The organism is Sulfobacillus thermosulfidooxidans DSM 9293 (assembly GCF_900176145.1).
Taxonomy (GTDB): domain Bacteria; phylum Bacillota; class Sulfobacillia; order Sulfobacillales; family Sulfobacillaceae; genus Sulfobacillus; species Sulfobacillus thermosulfidooxidans.
In genome coordinates this window covers 2822419-2838750 of the sequence record NZ_FWWY01000001.1, presented here as the reverse complement: position 1 = coordinate 2838750, position 16332 = coordinate 2822419, and the positions used below count along the sequence as shown (strand labels likewise).

The window sequence follows — 16332 nt, the reverse complement described above, 5'->3', positions numbered from 1 at the left end:
GCCACACTGCAACGTTTGCTCAATGTTATACCTCGTCCAACGCACGAATGATTTGGGACAAGGACGATTTCGCGTCACCAAATAGCATCGATGTTTTGGGATTGGTGTAAAGAGGATTGTCAATTCCCGCAAAACCCGGATTCATACCACGTTTGAGGACGATTACCCGCTGCGCCTGATCCACATTTAAAATCGGCATGCCATATAACGGGCTACCCGGTTGATTTCGGGCCGCAGGATTGGTTACGTCATTAGCACCAATGACCAGAACGACATCGGTTTGCGGAAATTGTGGGTTAATCGCATCCATTTCATAAAGGCTGTCATAAGGGACGTCAGCTTCGGCCAGCAAGACGTTCATGTGACCGGGCATCCGTCCCGCAACAGGGTGAATACCGAATCGCACATTAACGCCACGTTCACTCAATTTCTCCATCAATTGCCGCACCTCTTGCTGGGCCCGGGCGACTGCCAATCCATATCCCGGAACAATGACCACATTGCGGGCATAGGCCAAAATGGTGGCCACATCTTCCACATTAGCGGTTTGAACGACCCCATCACTCTCGCCAACAGCACCGGGGGCACCACTGGCCACTTTCCCAAATGCGCCAAAAATAATGTTTTGAATCGGCCGATTCATGGCCCGGCTCATTTGTTGCGTGAGAATGGTTCCAGAGGCCCCGACTAAAGCACCGGCAATAATTAACACATTGTTAGCCAGCAAAAATCCGGTGGCTGCAGCGGCTAATCCTGTAAACGCATTGAGGAGAGAAATCACCACAGGCATGTCCGCTCCACCAATAGGAAGAACAACCAGAAATCCCAACACGGCCGCAAGAATAACGTAAATTGTGAGCAATGTGAAATCTTGCCGACCACCGGATACACTCATATAAATACCCAAGACCACAGCGATTAACAACAAAATGCCGTTAAAGAGTTTTTGTCCCCCAAAGGTAATTGGGCGGCCACTCACCCATTCTTGCAATTTGGCAAAGGCCAGCAAACTTCCTGTAAAACTGAGTGACCCAATCAATACCGTCAACAAAGCACTGATAGAGGCTCCTGGCGAGGAAATACCATGAACCCAATTCGAATGAAGCTCGCCAATAGACACCAAAGACGCCGCGCCACCGCCCATGCCATTGAATAATGCCACCATCTGTGGCATGGCCGTCATCCGTACCTTTTTGGCAGCATAGGTTCCGGCAATAGCACCCAAAATTAGCGTTAATCCAATGAGTCCCCAGGAAAATGAGTGATACCGAATAACGGTAACGATAAAGGCAATTACCATACCACTGGCCGCGATTAAGTTTCCCGAACGCGCTGTCGCGGGTGAACGCAAACGCATAACGCCGAGAATGAATAAAATCGCGGTCAATAAATAGCCGACTTGCAAAAGAATATTCATCTACTGTTCACTCCGTAGGCCGTTCGGCAGATTTTTTCTTAAACATGCCTAAAATTCTATCGGTGACCACATAGCCCCCGACAACATTGAGTGTCGCCAAAAATACGGCAGCAACGCTAATGGCCACATCCAATGCGCCATGGACCGACGCAGCTAAGGCAATAGCGCCGACCAGGATAATTCCGTGAATTGCATTGGTGGCTGACATCAAAGGGGTGTGCAGTACAGAGGGCACTTTAGAAATCAGCTGGAAGCCCACAAAAACAGCCAACACGAAAATATAGACTTCAATGAGCAAATGACTAGACATTCAGCAATCAACTCCTTACCTGTGTCATGCGTTTAGCCAATACATCATGCAATATTTGGCCATCGCGCAGAATCATGGTACGCGCGACAATTTCGTCGCTGAAATCTAGTTCTTTCCCGTCTTGTCCCAAGCCCATGGAAAATAAATGCGTCAAAAAGTTGAAGACATTACGCGAATAGAGTTGGCTAGCATGGGGAGCCAATTGGGACGTAATATTCAATGGTGCTTCAATAATCACCCCATTGTCGGTTACCGTTCGTTCTCCGGGTCGACTTAATTCGCAGTTTCCTCCTGTCTCTGCCGCTAAATCGACAATCACAGAACCAGGGCGCATATTCGCCACCATCTCTTTAGTGACCAACAGAGGAGCGGGTTTACCTGGAATGAGGGCCGTGGTAATCACCACATCTGCCTCAGCAACCGGTTTAGACAACAACTTGATTTCTTGTTGGTGAAGGTCTTCCGCCAGTGCCTGGGCATATCCGTCCTGAGTTTGCTGCGTTTGAATTTCCAAGGTCAAAAACGAGGCACCCAAACTTTCGACTTGTTCTCGCACCACGGGACGCGTATCAAATGCCTGGACAACCGCGCCGAGACGATGGGTCGTGGCAATCGCTTGAAGACCTGCCACACCCGCTCCCAAAACCAACACATGAGCCGGGGTGATGGTACCGGCAGCGGTCATCAACAAGGGAAAAAAGCGAGGAAGTTGCTCGGCGCCAATTAACGCAGCACGATATCCCGCTACCGTACTCATGGAAGATAACACGTCCATGCTCTGGGCCCGGCTGATCCGAGGAATCGCATCCATACTAAATGCGGTCAGCTTATTCTGCAGCATTAATTCAAATGTTTCAGGCGGGGATGACAACGGCCCGAGCATGCCGATAATGATGGTTCCGGGTCTTAAGTAGGCATAAGGTGATGACGGGCCAAAATCAGTATTTTGAACGGTCACCACAATATCCGCGGGTTTCATCCATTGGGCATCTGGTTTAACAATTTCTGCCCCGGCGTCGCGGTAATGTTGATCGGAAAATCCCGATTCGATTCCGGCGCCCTCTTCAACAAGCACTTGATGATTTAACTTCGTGAGACGGGCAACGGTTTCTGGTACCAGTGAAACGCGGCGCTCTCGAGGGCCCCGCTCACGAGGAACGGCAATAATCATGTTTCAAATAACCTCCAGACCGCACGTGCGGTAAAATAGTCATCGACTTATTCAAAACTGCGAATATTATTCAATTTATCTCCGATTGCGAACTTCCTGTCAATATTCGCGGAGAGAAAGGATACGACGGTGTGATCCTCTGTCATGATTTACCCCACCAGGTATGATTGACGATATCATAAGCACATAGGGCTGGCAATTGCTAAATCTTATTATTTCCCTATATACAAGTGAGAACCCATGCGCTTATGGGCTTGATCACACCAAAGTACAGAGGATGCCAGCCATCAAACAGAAGTGGTCGCAAATACCGTCTGTGCCTTAACGGAAGAAGGATTTAAGAGCCGTTAGAAAGCATGGTATGTACGCCCAGCGGAACAACTCATTTTCCTTGGCTGCGATAAGTCATCGCATTCCTCTGGGCCTATGGGGGTATTCACCAATAAGAAATTCTTCCAGATATCCTGATAAAGTGGCACTAAGCCTCTTAGTGCCACCTCATCCCGCAATGAACAACTGGACTATTCGCGAATGTGATTCCCCACCTGACTCGATCCTGCTCGTAATCAAAATACCTGATGAGCGTACACGTGACTCTTTTCGCATACTGCCCTTCTCACATTCTTACATGAATATCGCATAGATAGGTCGCCATATTCGCGTCCGACTTGAAGGCACTGTCCCATATTCCTTCTTTAGTGTCAACGGATTTGTCAAACGCGTGCTCTGGCTAGTTCACTTCTTATCTAGATCACAACGAATTCCCCAGATTTCATCTCCGGGCCAAAAGAAGCGACGCAAATTACCACACTTAGGTAATGCGATCGCGAAGAGAAGAAACCATTCCCTAAAATAGCTACCATCTATTAGTATTCATGATAACAGACAGGTGAACGAGATCCAGTGGCTCATCGCCACCATGGATCGAGGGACCGACCACGGAGAAATAAAAAACTAAGGACGGTGGAATATGGCCTCTTGGCAAGAATTGATCATTCAATATTTTGGCCCGGCAACATTGACGCCACTGGCTGGCGGTTCATTGGCGGAAAGCTATGCGCTATCGACCCGCACGAACCGTTATTTTGTTAAACATTATGACCCTTCTTGGGTAAAGGATCCCCAAATAGTATGGCGCGAAGCTTCGGCGTTAAAGGCCTTAAAACAGGCAGGATGGCCAGTTCCCGACGTGATCTTAACCCATGATTCCTTTCTTGTTTTATCATGGATAGAAAAAGGATCTAGCTCTTATAAAGACAAGGCTGGTCAAATTTTAGGCGAACGCCTGGCCAAAGCCCACAAGCAAGTCGCAAGTGCCTATTCGTTGCCCTGGGGCAACGGTATTGGTATCATTCAGCATCCATCGTCAAATTATTTACTGGCTGGTGAGTTTTATTGGGAAATTCGTCTCGCGCCACTGCTCAAGTCATTATCCAACCAATATTCCCTTCTTGAGACATTAAAAGACCATGAAACGCCAATCCGGAAATTTTTGAATCAGGCCGTGATATTTCCCACATTGGTCCATGGCGACTTATGGAGCGGCAATTTCCTCTGGCAATCCGACGGATCTCCTTATGTCATCGATCCTGCCAGTTATTATGGCGATCCCGTATCGGATATTGCTTTTGCAGAGCTCTTTGGGGGATTCCCCTCTTCGTTTTATCACGCTTATTGGCTGACAATGGGCTCCGATCCGCATTATCCCTGTAAAAAACCCCTTTACCAACTGTATCATGCCTTGGTTCATCTGAAATTATTTGGACAGGCCTATCTCGGTTTAAGCAAAAGTCTCATTGACCAAATAAGGGAGAGCCCATGTCTTCAGAGGTAACATGAGCGCGGTTGTACCAGGTTTCGAACTCGAGTACACTGGGAAAGTATGATTGGTCCGAAACATTTTTGCAACATTGGTGGGGCAGAATGTAGCAGGATAAATAAAGGAAGGTGCAGCATGGCAAACCCACAACGGTTATCTAAATTTATTGGTGCCACTTTAGTCGTATCCCTTGGTACTGCAGCTTTGGCTGGCTGTGGACAATCATCCACAACCGCAGCAAAACCCCTAGCTGTTGTCAATGGTGCAGATATTACCAATTCCCAATTGAATACCATGGTCCGCATGACAGAGCTATTCAACGGTTCCACTTTACCGAATACCCATGCCGAAAAGGTAAATGAGGTTAAATACTTAGTCCAAGAAAAAAGTGTAGAAGATTGGGCACTCGCTCATCATCTTATTACCCAAGCCCAAGCCAAGGCCTCTGCAACATCGGTTATAACCAAATCTATCGAACCCCAAGTCGGCGGAAAAACCGGTCTTGAGAAAATGCTGAAAAGTAAAGGCGTGACATACCAGCAATTAACGGATTATCTCACCGAACAAATGATTTTGCAGCAAGCCTATAACCAGGCGACGAAAAATGTTAAACCCATTTCCACGGCCGCTGCCGAAGCCTTTTACAAGGCCAACCCACAATATTTTACTGGCACACCGCAAGTCGAACTGCGCGAAATTACGGTTAAGACACAAGCTGAAGCACAAGCTATTGAAAAGCAGTTGAAGGCAGGAGCGAGTTTTTCGGCATTAGCGCAAAAAGATACTATCAATAGCGCACTGAAAAGCAAGGGTGGAGAAATTGGGTGGGTTGCAGATTCTCTCCAATCTTTGTCACCAGCTGTTTATAAAGAAATTGGGACGCTCAAACCCGGACAAATCGGCGTGACTCAAGGATCCCACGGATATGATGTCATTGAATTGCAAGCAACTAAAGCCGCTCAAGAAAGTCCGTTCAGTCAGGTCGAAAGTGAAATTAAAAGCAACTTGCTCCAAACCGCCCAGGGCAACGCGTATCAAACTTTTGCAGGAAAAATTGAAAAACAGGCGAAAGTCACCATTTATTTCAAATAATCCGGTTGTAGTGAAAAACTCGCCTCATCACGAGGCGAGTTTTTTCTTTGTCCTTGTTTACGATTTGGGTGGAGAAAAATCACTTCCCACCGTAATTTTGACGTCCCACGGGGTGGTATGATACGCCGTAAATGAACTGACTGACGGTCCCGTTAAGAATGCCAATCGCGAACCCAACCACTTATCTCCCGTGGTATTTAGAATGACAGTACGGTGATGATTGTGGTGATTCGCCCATCCAATCCCAACCACACTATAGCCTTGCGCCGTCAAGAGGTGTGCTAACTCTTCGGCCGGAGCTAGCGTACTGGTGCCACTAGCGACAAATATTTTTAAGCTTTTCTTTTGCGCTTTCGTCAACGGTGAGGCTAATAGGACATCTTGAATTAAGATATTGGTTAAATGCGGGTCATAGGTCCAATAACTAAGCTGTTGATGCATATACGGATCCATATATGTTGAGCCATATCCGGGCACTGTGGCGAAACGGACGGTATGAAGGGGTACGTGTTGAGCAGCTAACCCTAATGCAATTAATTGATTGACAGAGAGATTGGTATAACTCAGGGCTTGAATAACGTCATGAGCAATTTTTGGCCAATGAATAATATTTTGGGGTTTCAACATCTGTTGCGCCATATCCCGTAATAGTTGTTGCTGCTGTTGAATTCGGCCAATATCACCCATTTGCGTTTCCCGAAACCGTGCAAACTCTAAAACTTGTTTACCATTTAAATGATGAATCCCTTTCTTTAAATTAATTCCCAAGGGATCCCCATTGGCTTCATAGACTTCATTTTGGGGCACATTCACGGTCAGTCCGCCCATATCGTTAATGACTTTTTCGAACTGAAACATGCTCATATAGGCATAATAATCAATCGGCACATGGAACGTATTTTGAATCACCCGGATCATTTCCGGAACACCGCCAAAGTACGTGGCTTCGGCTATCTTCGTTTTACCAATTCCAGGTATAAAGACCCTCGTATCACGGGGAATTGATAACACGCCGATTTTCTTTGTCTGCGGGTCGAAAGACACAAGAATGATGGTATCGGCTCGGTCACGGACCCGACCATTTTTGATGACCTGATTATTCACCGTCGCCAATGAACTGCCCATGAGTAAAAATGTGATACGATGATCAAATGCGGGATTGCCGGAGGCTTGGTTATAGTGGATCACTTTGGGTGTCAATAATAAGTTTTTCGGATTTGCATAATATTGATAGACGCCATATCCCGCCATGCCTAATATCAAGATTATGCCTAGAAACCACGCCAAAAACCGTCCCCGTTTTCGCCGTGTCTTTTTCGTTAAATCCGAACGTTTCATTGATACCACTTTATCTACCTCCTAAATCGTTTACCGTCCAGGGTGCGTTTAGCAATATTACTACTATACACCGTTTGACAAAGATGTAGGCGGTCTCATCCAAAAGCCATGGGCTTGTCAGAAAAATTCTAGGTCGTTATACTCGGAATGATTTTATTGATTTCATAAAGAACCGAGGGTATCGTTATGCATCGCAAAATTTTTTTAGCAAGCCTTGCCATTATGCTTCCTGTCCTATTAACGGGCTGTGGTTCCTCCGCCCCTGAGGCCGTTTCTCCTATTTCCGGCACACAGATCGCCCAAATGGTTCGCAGGTGGCCCGTGCCTTTGCTATCGGGAAAAATGGTTAAACCCTCGACGGTCATGATTAATCCCTTGTCCTCGTCGCCTTCCTCAATCTATGCCAATTTGATTAATAACAGCCTTAACAATGCCAGTATGGGTGTTCCTAGCAACTGGCGAGGATTAAGTGTTCCCGCAATGTGGATTACCGATGGGCGTACAACATTTAATGTCGGAATGTACCGGGGAATTACCGATAATCCCAGTCTCAATACGGCTGTACCCGTTACCAATCGTCGCATCGACTCGCTTTTACTCCGTATTATGCACAATCATTACATGCTCCTATCTCGAAAGACCTACACCGTCCTCATCCAAAAGATTTCGCCGACAACCGCTGATCGATTGGCCAACAGCGCTAGTAGCATTATTGAAAATTTGGACACAAATTCCACCGCTCCATCGTATTTAGTGTTGTGGGTGGGCCAAAGTGCTCTTGCGTCGCGCCCGTCAACATAGCTGTCAAGTAATAGTTTCAACAAATTCTTGAAAGAACGGCGTTAATAGGAAGATTATCCACCATATTTTTGGAACAAAGTGAAGAAAATCTGGTCGTTTTGCTTAATTTTATGGTATGGTTTCTATGTACTAATCCTTGTTCATCCCTTCCTTGGGATGAGATAGATAATTTTGATAACTTGACAAGTGTAGCAGGAGGAACGTCAATGAAACACGTCACAAAGTGGGGGGCAATCGCCGCCATAGGATTAGCCACCGTCGGATTAGCCGGTTGTGGCACAGCTCCAATCGATGCATCACAATTTATGCAAGTGCATCCCGCCTCTAAAACAGTGGATTTGAAAATTATCGGTGAATACAGCAGTAGCCAGCAGGTTAATACCTTTGATGGATATACCAACGGGCAATTGGTCGTGACCATTCCGGTCGGTTATCACGTTAACATGGATTTTGTGAACAATGGTCCTATTCCCGAAGCAATAGGGATTTATAAGCATGACCATTTAGCATTTCCTAATGCCGGTATGCCCTATCAGCAAGTCATGGTTAACCCTTCAGCAGGACTTTTACCGGGACAGTCGCAATCATTTAGTTTTACCGCGACACAAGTCGGAACCTATAAATTAGCAAATGTTCTAAATGGTAATAACAATAATTCCCCAACCAGTGGACAATGGGACATTGTTAAAGTTGTCTCATCAGGCTCACCGAGTATGTCCACCACTTGATTGCTGAAATACGTGTAAGAGTATACAATAATCCGTTTTCTGGCGATCGTGGCGATAAGCCAACGATCGCTTGCTTTTTGGTAAGGATTTGTGACCTGTGTTAAAATGTGAACATGTAACGGCAAAAATGGGATGCCATAGGCATGATGGTTAACGGTTTTCGTTCAAGAAAGGGTAAATAATGAAAACGATTTATTGTCCGACCAAAACCCTTAGACCTGTGATCGTCGATATTGCACGCGCTATGGAAACCGTCAATCATGGGGAATGCCTGGAAATTATTTCGGACAAAGCGTTCTTGGTACGTGAAGCACAAGCCTATGCCCATATGCAAGGATGCGAGGTCATTCGTATAAGCCATCGCGATGTCAAAACCTTTACCTTATCTTACGACGATGACCATCGATTTAGCTGGAACCATCATGAACCACTTGTCAATCACGAATGGCTTATTTGGCTCAAAAAACCTGAGTGAGATGAATCACACACAGATATCTCATACGACGGGGTGGATTATGGACCGTAAACTCGATGAGACAGACATTAAACTCCTGAAGTATTTTAAAACGCTAGGCCCTGATTATGCGAAACTATTAGCCGCTCGCTTTAATATGGATGTCGCGGCTATGCGTGAACGCCTCAATTATTTAGAATCGCTGAACTTCATTGAGCGGGTCGAAGGCCGCATCGTCAAGTACTATCATCGGCGTATGAAAAGTGTCAAACATCGTAATCATACGTACTATATGATATCGCGCGAAGGCGATCATTTTCTTCGTCAGCAAGAAGATGTTCCCGAAATCACGTGGAAAAAACCGCGGCGATAACGGTTAACGAAAGCCTCGCGCATGGCGGGAGGCTTTGATTGTTGACATTATTGTCATGGTTCCTTTATTTTATGCTATTTTTTACTAGCCATGCTCCTCGGTCGTCTTCTCCGCAGTGGTTGCGTGTTGATCCCACAACGCACACTGCAGAACTAATGGTGATTGCCCATTATAATGACATGAACAACGGCTACAATCTCAACGGCGGCTATAACGGCAATATGACCATCAATATTCCAGAACGCACCCGGGTCACCGTGACATTCATTAACAACGCTCCCCATCAATTCCATTCCTTAGCATTAATTGGCCCCCATGGCCTGAGCGCCAGACGTCCCATTCTCACCGGCGCCAGCATATCCTTTCCTCTTCAGGGGATTGCTCCCCATAGCCACGCCATCTTCACCTTCGTGACACCGAATCGCCCCCGTCATTACCGGCTGGCCTGTCTCCGACCAGGTCACCTCGGCTACGGCATGTATTTAGATCTCAACGTGATGCCCTCCAATGATTAAAAAAACTGGCAAACGCCAGTTTTTCCTAAGCTTTATACGGTTGCCGTTCCTATAACCATGCCATCACAAAATACCCGGCCATTATCACAAAGAGAGCACTCAATACGAAAAACAACCCAAATACCGCCACGTCCACCAGTTCCGATTGAAGCCATCCCGATCGATTTTCCGCTGCGATCATTTCCACGCCGGGTTCGTATTGAGCCATGATAAACGCCTCCCATATGTGATACTTTTGAACTGGTTTTATTATAGCTCTTGAGAACTAGTTTTGCTAGTCCCTTTGCATTATTTTATTTTTATTTTGTCAGCGCTATTAGTCCTTAAGGACTGATCTTTAATCTCTATGCCATCTTAAGCATCATTGAATGAAAACGTCTATAACAATATAAAAAGACCGATTTGTGATATGACCCACAAACCGGTCTCCTAATTAAACCTTCGAAACTAGGACTGCACCGCAATCCACGTAAATTCATCGATACGCACCTCTCCTATGCCGTGACAAATGCGGCATACGGTATATCCCCTCTCCCCACAGCGCAAGCACCCTTCTCCTTCACATTCTTGGCAAATATCTTCACCATAGCCAAAACACTGATCACATTCCTTCCATTCCCCTTGCGGCGACTTAGGGAACACGGGTAATCTCCTCGACTTTGGCATCATCTTTCCCTCCATTCTCTAGAATCCCATCATGATAAAAATCTAGGGCCAATCGTAAATCAATGACCGTATCGAGATCCTTAAGATCACATCCCAGCAATGCTTGCAGTCGTTCTAAACGATACGCGAGCGTGTTGCGATGCACATAGAGACGTTTTGCAGCTTCCCGTGCCTGACCATTACTTTCCAAGTAGACTTGCAAGGTCCACAGCAACTCACGACTATACGTACTATCCTCCAATAAGGCTCCTAATTTTTCCTGAACAAATGTTGACCGTACAGATGCCGGTATCGAATCAAACAAGCGTGTCAATTGCTATGAACCCCCTTATAAAATCAAATCGTCTCGACAAAATCCACTTTGCTCGATAACGCGCTTGTCATGTTTTTAGCAAGTTGTGTCAGAGTATCCTAAGATGAATCCCGAGAGAGCTTACCTTTTGGGTTTTAACTCCAGCCCCTAACGGTTTTTAATGGTATCTCGGCAGCTCATGGTGTCAGTTTACACTCTTATTTGTTAACTTTCAATAGGTTTATAAAAAAATATGTAAGGTTTATTTAAAATTCCCGGCAGATTTTAAGGGAAGCTGACGCGTCCGAACAGACGACTCTCACCATGGTACAATCATGACAGGAAAAGAACCCGAAAAAAGGACGGTGAGGGAGGATGTCCATAAAACGTTATCGCGTCACAGTGGTCGGGCGAGTTCAAGGCGTTGGATTTCGTCAATCAGCGTGGGAGGTCGCGCAGCGCTATCACATTAGTGGGTGGGTCAGAAATTGTTCAGACCCGAGCCAGGTACAATTGGAAATTGAAGGTGAACAAGAGCAGGTATCCTCGTTCATTGAATGGCTACAACACGGTCCAACATTCGCTCGGGTTGACCATGTTTATCACGAAGAAATGCCGGTACAAGGTAGCTCGCAATTTGAAATTCGACGATAATTATTCCTCAGGCCATTGCAGCATAACTTTGTGTGCCCATCGTGTTTGGGGATAGGTTTCACGTAATATCCGCCAAACACGGGCTGTTTCTCGCGGATTGTGAGCTAGATGACTCGCCACACCCAAATAATATAAACATTCGGGAATAAGCCCACTCAAAGGAAAACTTTTGCAGGTCATTTCAAGTAACTGCTGACATGTTGTGTAATCTTTTTGCTTCAATAGTTGCTTGGCTTCAGCCAGATGCAAAAACACTAAAAATTCATAAGGCGGAATAAATCCCTCTTCCCGTCGTAAAACCTGAAACATGCCATCATAAGCCACCACCGTCGGATACCAAATAAAATCGTTGGACCCATTGTCTTCATGAGCACGATACGGGTAAACATCCCATTTGGCTTCTAGTTCCATTTGCACCTCAGGATGGTTTAAGGTCTTTCTCTTCATCAATTCGCAGCCGGAACAATGGGGTTTCGTCACAATAAGAAGCGTCAAGGATTTCAACGCATTTGTCTCCTCCCTGCCCTGACCAAGAACCTGTCCTATGCCATTATCATCGGACTCAGAGCACATACAAGTGCATCATTTACCGGATATAATTCATTATGGCATCAATTCGTTCTTGCAGTTTAGGATTTTTTCTTGGGTGAACCATCATGTCCTCACTGGCAGGAGGTGCCACAGACCACCCTTGAGTATGAGCGGCTAATTTTACTGCTCCCCACACAGATGCATCTTCATGACTGGACACTATCAAAGGAACATCGACAATTTGAGAAACCAATTGCCCCCAAGGATTTTGCCGGGACAAATTTGGCCCCACATGAACGGAAATGAGAGGACCCGTAGAGTGTTGTAAGCGCTGGTAGGCCGCTTTAAGTAGGGCCAATAAGGACACCAGAATAGCCCCGGCAAAATGTATTCCTTGATGTTCTGGCATCACATGCTCGAAACCTGCCTTCACAGTTTCATCCCATAGCGGGGACCGTTCCCCATAGAGATAGGGAATAAAGACAGGTAAAGAATCAGAAGAATTAATTGCAGCTATTCCTTGCGTCATGAGCATGGGAATGGATAAGCCTAACATTTTAGATGCCCACGCCAAAACATTTCCGGCATTGGACAAGGCTTGTCCCACCAAATATCCCTGTCCTGGGCCCAAAAAATATGCGAAATTGCCTACTGGCATAAAATTCTCCGGTTCCGCTCTATCAGCCGTTACCCGAATGGCGGCCGAAGTTCCCCAAGTCAGCACACCATGATGAGAATTCGATGTGACATTCAGACCATAATGGGCCATGGCCCCATCACTGCCACCGAGCAAAATATCGTTCACCGCATAATTCCACGAGTGAATAGACGGAAGCATCTCTTCAGACAGACGTAATGTGCTCAAAATTTCTGGCTCCCAAGTTCCCTGACGCGACATCATGCCACTTGCCGCAGCAACAGAATACTCTGTCACTACTTGATGTCCTAAAGAATAAATAATCCAATCTCTTAGTGATATTGGCCTAAGACCAGAATCAAAGCGTGAGTAAGCCAGCCATTTGACAGCTGGGGACATCGCATGCACAGGACATCCCGTAAGACGGTACCATAGCGTTCCTTTACCTTGTTGCCGCAGCATGTCCGCAAAAGGCCGGGCACGGCGATCCATCCACGTCCAAACTTTTGTCACCGGACGCATTTGATCATCGACCACCATAAATGTGTGCATGGCTGTACTAAACGCCACAGACTCCAAGTGAGCGTGTTCTTGACAGTGTGCGATAAATAATTGCACCATCTGAAGAATTTCGGTGGGATCTTGTTCAAAGTGACCTTCCACTCCGGTGTAAATCTTAGGTTGTTGACTCGCCTTAAATACGACCTTTCCCGCTTTATTTACCGCTACCGCTTTCACATGGGTTGTTCCCAAGTCAATACCTAACACCCATTTATCACCCATAGTCCCAGTTCGACTCCTTCATTGCGGGTATGTTAACATAAGACATGTATTCTCGCTGTATGGGCCTTTCTTCGTGGTACAAGGTGATACACGCGATGATACAACAACCTACATTAATTAATCCCCATTGTACAATGACACAAGGCAAATCGTAGAAAGGATGATGCAGCGTGAGCACAGTCACCGATAAAGTGGTCGTCATTACAGGAGCGAGTAGTGGTATTGGGGAAGCGGCGGCTCGCCTCTTAGCGAGCCGGGGCGCAAAACTGGTGCTAGCAGCGAGACGCCGTGAACGCTTAGAGACCATAGCCCAGGATTTGCAGGCCAATGGAGCGCAAGTGGCCATCATCCCCGTTGATGTCACCAAGCGCAACCAAGTCGAACAGGCTAAGGATTTGGCTGTGGAGCAATTTGGTCGCATTGATGTGTGGATTAATAATGCCGGTCTTATGCCTCTGGCGTACATGGAAAAACTCCATGTAGAAGAATGGGAACAAATGGTAGATGTCAATATCAAGGGCGTTCTATATGGTATCGCCGCCGTTCTTCCCGTAATGATTGCGCAAGATAGTGGCCACATTATCAATATTGCTTCTGTCGCTGGCCATAAAGTCGGACTGGCGGGGGCCGTCTATAGCGGAACGAAATTTGCGGTCCGGGCTATCACTGATGGATTACGAATGGAGCTAGTTTCCGCTCATCGTCACATACGCACCACGCTTATTTCACCCGGTTTGGTCGAAACCGAGTTATTACATACGACAACTGATCAGGAAGCACTCAATGCCCTGAAAGCACGTGTTCCTGGGAAACCTCTTAATAGCCAAAGTATCGCAGAAGCTATTCTGTATGCGATTGAGCAGCCTGAATCTGTCTCGGTTAGCGAGATTATTATTCGGCCATCTGAACAACTCAACTAAGACTCTGGCATGTGTTGTTTAAACCACGTAACCCAGTCAAGATAATATGCTGGATCACGAGGAACAAAGCTGTGAACATTCACCGGAAGGGTTGTGGCGCACAGTCCTTCCGGAGTTTGTTTCCATCCCTGCACATTGTGTAGGGTCTCGTCGTGGTGGCTAAACAAATCATAAAGAATGTGCAAACTGATAGGAAAGATACCGGCCACTTCCGTTGTGTCTAAGGTAAAGACATCGGGCAATATCGGCTGCATCATCCAAAAGGCATATTCATAACAATACTCATGGTCGATTATGTTCGGAGCGACAAAAGATTGGGGTGAAACCCCCACAAAGATCACATCAGACACATTCAACGCCAATCCGAGTTCTTCACGCACTTCTCGAATACCATCTTCGGGAGTTTCCCCATGAAGCAGATGACCGGCTGATGATACATCTAAGAGCCCAGGATGCATATCCTTGTTTGGGGACCGTAGCTGCAACACTAACACGGGTTCACCCTGCCAATAGCCCCCAATCCAGCAATGAAAGGTCTTATGCCACAATCCCAGGCTATGAGCCCTATCGCGAGATTGCACCCCAATCCACCGTCCCTGATCATCATAGACGTCTAGAAATTCGTTCGCCATGAGTATCGCTCCTTCCATGTTTCGATGCTTTGCGGAACGTGTTGCTCGTGAATCATGGCACATAACGCAAAAAATACTGTTCCAGCATGTCCGTCGAATCTTCCCACGTAAAAGTTTGCAGCGTGTTAAATCCTTCATGTTGGAGTCTATCGCGCAAATCTTCGTGTTCAATCACCCGCGATATCTGTGCGAATAGCTCCTCGATATGGCCTGGTTCAACCAGTAAAGCATTGACATTAGGAATCGCATAATCGCGATTTCCTCTGCTGTCCGTTCCTACGAACACACACCCTGATGCCATAGCTTCGGCCGGGGGTAATGCCCATCCTTCCAAATAACTGGTATGAACGAAAATGGCATGACTGCGGTATAAAACCGCCAGCTCGGCCTGCGAAGGATTTTGCACATATCGAAACGATGATGGGAGTTCCTTTGGCCGGATCCCCGTCCCAAACAGAGAAATAGGAAGGGACGGATATCGTTCATGCAAACGGGTCATCACCGCCAACATATCTTGTCCGCCCTTCCAGGGAGCAGGATGATACATGCCTAAGATGCTCAGTGGTCGCCGTGTTAACGATTTACCAGGATGAAATAGCTGGTGATCCACGGCAATGGGAATATGGATTAAGTCCTCAAGCCCTCGTTTTGTTCCTTCCGCATGAAGCCAGTGCGACACCACAATTTTGTGAAACGGAAAATGCCATGTCGCTAGGGCACGCTCATCCTTCCCCTGCCATGTTTCGAGATGTTGGATAAGATAGAAAGGTTCTCCTTTCTCTTTTGCGTATCCTTGAACATATTCCGCAGTCGTCCACGCCGTGGCAACAATGATATCCGATGCCGGCATCACCCGATTAACGGGTTCTCCTGGCAAAAAGGATAGTTTTACCCGGGGGTGAAAAATATGCCATGATACATGAGGCGGAATAATGGCTGGCTTGATCCGCGACCAATATCGCCACGCGTTACGTAAAGTGCGCCATGAAGAGGGCTGTGGAGCGGGAAATTGCCCTAACTTGCCAGCATGGACAATTTCCACCCGATGCCCTCGTTCTGCCAAATAATTGGCATAGGTGTAGACAACCCGGTAACCGCCAACCGGAACCGAAGGAGGTCCGGGCAGCAAAAAGGTAATGCGCAAATGGCGTTTAGTGATACCACTCTCACTCCCGCTAATAGAAATTAATCTTAGCATA

Annotated in this window: 19 protein-coding genes; 9 read left to right on the top strand and 10 right to left on the bottom strand. The window is 46.6% G+C overall.

The window, feature by feature from the left end; all coding sequences use genetic code 11:
• Nucleotides 1-25: 25 nt before the first annotated feature.
• Genes B8987_RS14070 through B8987_RS14060 form a run of 3 tightly spaced genes read right to left on the bottom strand, consistent with a single transcriptional unit; the run spans nucleotide 26 to nucleotide 2898 of the window.
• The gene (locus B8987_RS14070) at nucleotides 26-1417 is read right to left on the bottom strand and encodes an NAD(P)(+) transhydrogenase (Re/Si-specific) subunit beta (RefSeq protein WP_020373212.1); all 1392 of its coding nucleotides are present in this window, start codon (nucleotides 1415-1417) and stop codon (nucleotides 26-28) included.
• 7 nt (nucleotides 1418-1424) lie between these two features.
• Nucleotides 1425-1727 carry an NAD(P) transhydrogenase subunit alpha part 2 gene (locus tag B8987_RS14065; RefSeq protein ID WP_020373213.1) on the bottom strand — a complete coding sequence of 101 codons (303 nt, stop codon included), beginning with the start codon at nucleotides 1725-1727 and terminating at the stop codon, nucleotides 1425-1427.
• Nucleotides 1728-1734: 7 nt separating this feature from the next.
• The gene (locus B8987_RS14060; protein WP_020373214.1) at nucleotides 1735-2898 is read right to left on the bottom strand and encodes a Re/Si-specific NAD(P)(+) transhydrogenase subunit alpha; all 1164 of its coding nucleotides are present in this window, start codon (nucleotides 2896-2898) and stop codon (nucleotides 1735-1737) included.
• 970 nt (nucleotides 2899-3868) lie between these two features.
• Here B8987_RS14060 and B8987_RS14055 point away from each other — a divergent pair.
• Together B8987_RS14055 and B8987_RS14050 are read left to right on the top strand one after the other, a co-directional pair.
• Nucleotides 3869-4732, top strand: a complete 864-nt coding sequence (locus tag B8987_RS14055; RefSeq protein WP_020373215.1) for a fructosamine kinase family protein — start codon at nucleotides 3869-3871, stop codon at nucleotides 4730-4732.
• 120 nt (nucleotides 4733-4852) lie between these two features.
• Complete coding sequence (locus B8987_RS14050; protein ID WP_020373216.1) at nucleotides 4853-5809, top strand: peptidyl-prolyl cis-trans isomerase; 957 nt, start codon at nucleotides 4853-4855, stop codon at nucleotides 5807-5809.
• Between the two features lie 57 nt (nucleotides 5810-5866).
• Here the strand turns inward: B8987_RS14050 and B8987_RS14045 are convergent, their stop codons facing one another.
• A complete protein-coding gene (locus B8987_RS14045; protein WP_242823911.1) occupies nucleotides 5867-7147 on the bottom strand; it encodes an LCP family protein in 1281 nt (426 codons plus the stop codon).
• 186 nt (nucleotides 7148-7333) lie between these two features.
• On the opposite strand from B8987_RS14045, the gene B8987_RS14040 reads away from it, so the two are divergent.
• The 5 genes from B8987_RS14040 (at nucleotide 7334) to B8987_RS14020 (ending at nucleotide 10018) form a co-directional block, all read left to right on the top strand.
• Nucleotides 7334-7948: a hypothetical protein gene (locus B8987_RS14040; RefSeq protein WP_020373218.1), complete on the top strand. Its 615-nt coding sequence runs from the start codon at nucleotides 7334-7336 to the stop codon at nucleotides 7946-7948.
• Between the two features lie 206 nt (nucleotides 7949-8154).
• Nucleotides 8155-8676 carry a sulfocyanin-like copper-binding protein gene (locus B8987_RS14035; RefSeq protein WP_020373219.1) on the top strand — a complete coding sequence of 174 codons (522 nt, stop codon included), beginning with the start codon at nucleotides 8155-8157 and terminating at the stop codon, nucleotides 8674-8676.
• Nucleotides 8677-8857: 181 nt separating this feature from the next.
• Entirely contained in the window at nucleotides 8858-9151 is a 294-nt protein-coding gene (locus B8987_RS14030) for a sulfurtransferase TusA family protein (RefSeq protein ID WP_020373220.1), read from the top strand.
• Between the two features lie 40 nt (nucleotides 9152-9191).
• Nucleotides 9192-9503, top strand: a complete 312-nt coding sequence (locus B8987_RS14025; RefSeq protein ID WP_020373221.1) for a DUF2250 domain-containing protein — start codon at nucleotides 9192-9194, stop codon at nucleotides 9501-9503.
• A 38-nt stretch (nucleotides 9504-9541) separates the two neighbouring features.
• Nucleotides 9542-10018, top strand: a complete 477-nt coding sequence (locus tag B8987_RS14020; RefSeq protein ID WP_020373222.1) for a sulfocyanin-like copper-binding protein — start codon at nucleotides 9542-9544, stop codon at nucleotides 10016-10018.
• 49 nt (nucleotides 10019-10067) lie between these two features.
• Here the strand turns inward: B8987_RS14020 and B8987_RS19700 are convergent, their stop codons facing one another.
• On the bottom strand, nucleotides 10068-10226 hold the full coding sequence (locus B8987_RS19700) for a hypothetical protein (protein WP_020373223.1): 159 nt from the start codon (nucleotides 10224-10226) through the stop codon (nucleotides 10068-10070).
• Nucleotides 10227-10649: 423 nt separating this feature from the next.
• Nucleotides 10650-10997 (bottom strand): PucR family transcriptional regulator, encoded by a 348-nt coding sequence (locus tag B8987_RS14015; protein ID WP_020373225.1) that lies wholly within the window; start codon nucleotides 10995-10997, stop codon nucleotides 10650-10652.
• A 354-nt stretch (nucleotides 10998-11351) separates the two neighbouring features.
• Here B8987_RS14015 and B8987_RS14010 point away from each other — a divergent pair, with 354 nt between their 5' ends.
• The gene (locus tag B8987_RS14010; RefSeq protein ID WP_020373226.1) at nucleotides 11352-11630 is read left to right on the top strand and encodes an acylphosphatase; all 279 of its coding nucleotides are present in this window, start codon (nucleotides 11352-11354) and stop codon (nucleotides 11628-11630) included.
• On the opposite strand, the gene B8987_RS14005 is transcribed toward B8987_RS14010, so the two are convergent.
• The gene (locus tag B8987_RS14005) at nucleotides 11631-12134 is read right to left on the bottom strand and encodes a thioredoxin family protein (protein ID WP_020373227.1); all 504 of its coding nucleotides are present in this window, start codon (nucleotides 12132-12134) and stop codon (nucleotides 11631-11633) included.
• An 82-nt stretch (nucleotides 12135-12216) separates the two neighbouring features.
• Complete coding sequence (locus tag B8987_RS14000; RefSeq protein WP_020373228.1) at nucleotides 12217-13581, bottom strand: FGGY family carbohydrate kinase; 1365 nt, start codon at nucleotides 13579-13581, stop codon at nucleotides 12217-12219.
• A gap of 170 nt (nucleotides 13582-13751) precedes the next feature.
• Here B8987_RS14000 and B8987_RS13995 point away from each other — a divergent pair, with 170 nt between their 5' ends.
• Complete coding sequence (locus B8987_RS13995; protein WP_020373229.1) at nucleotides 13752-14501, top strand: SDR family oxidoreductase; 750 nt, start codon at nucleotides 13752-13754, stop codon at nucleotides 14499-14501.
• On the opposite strand, the gene B8987_RS13990 is transcribed toward B8987_RS13995, so the two are convergent.
• Nucleotides 14498-15133 carry an NUDIX hydrolase gene (locus B8987_RS13990; protein WP_020373230.1) on the bottom strand — a complete coding sequence of 212 codons (636 nt, stop codon included), beginning with the start codon at nucleotides 15131-15133 and terminating at the stop codon, nucleotides 14498-14500. The two genes, B8987_RS13995 and B8987_RS13990, sit on opposite strands and share 4 nt — an antisense overlap.
• Before the next feature lie 52 nt (nucleotides 15134-15185).
• Nucleotides 15186-16331 (bottom strand): glycosyltransferase family 4 protein, encoded by a 1146-nt coding sequence (locus B8987_RS13985; protein ID WP_081503117.1) that lies wholly within the window; start codon nucleotides 16329-16331, stop codon nucleotides 15186-15188.
• Nucleotide 16332: the final 1 nt, after the last annotated feature.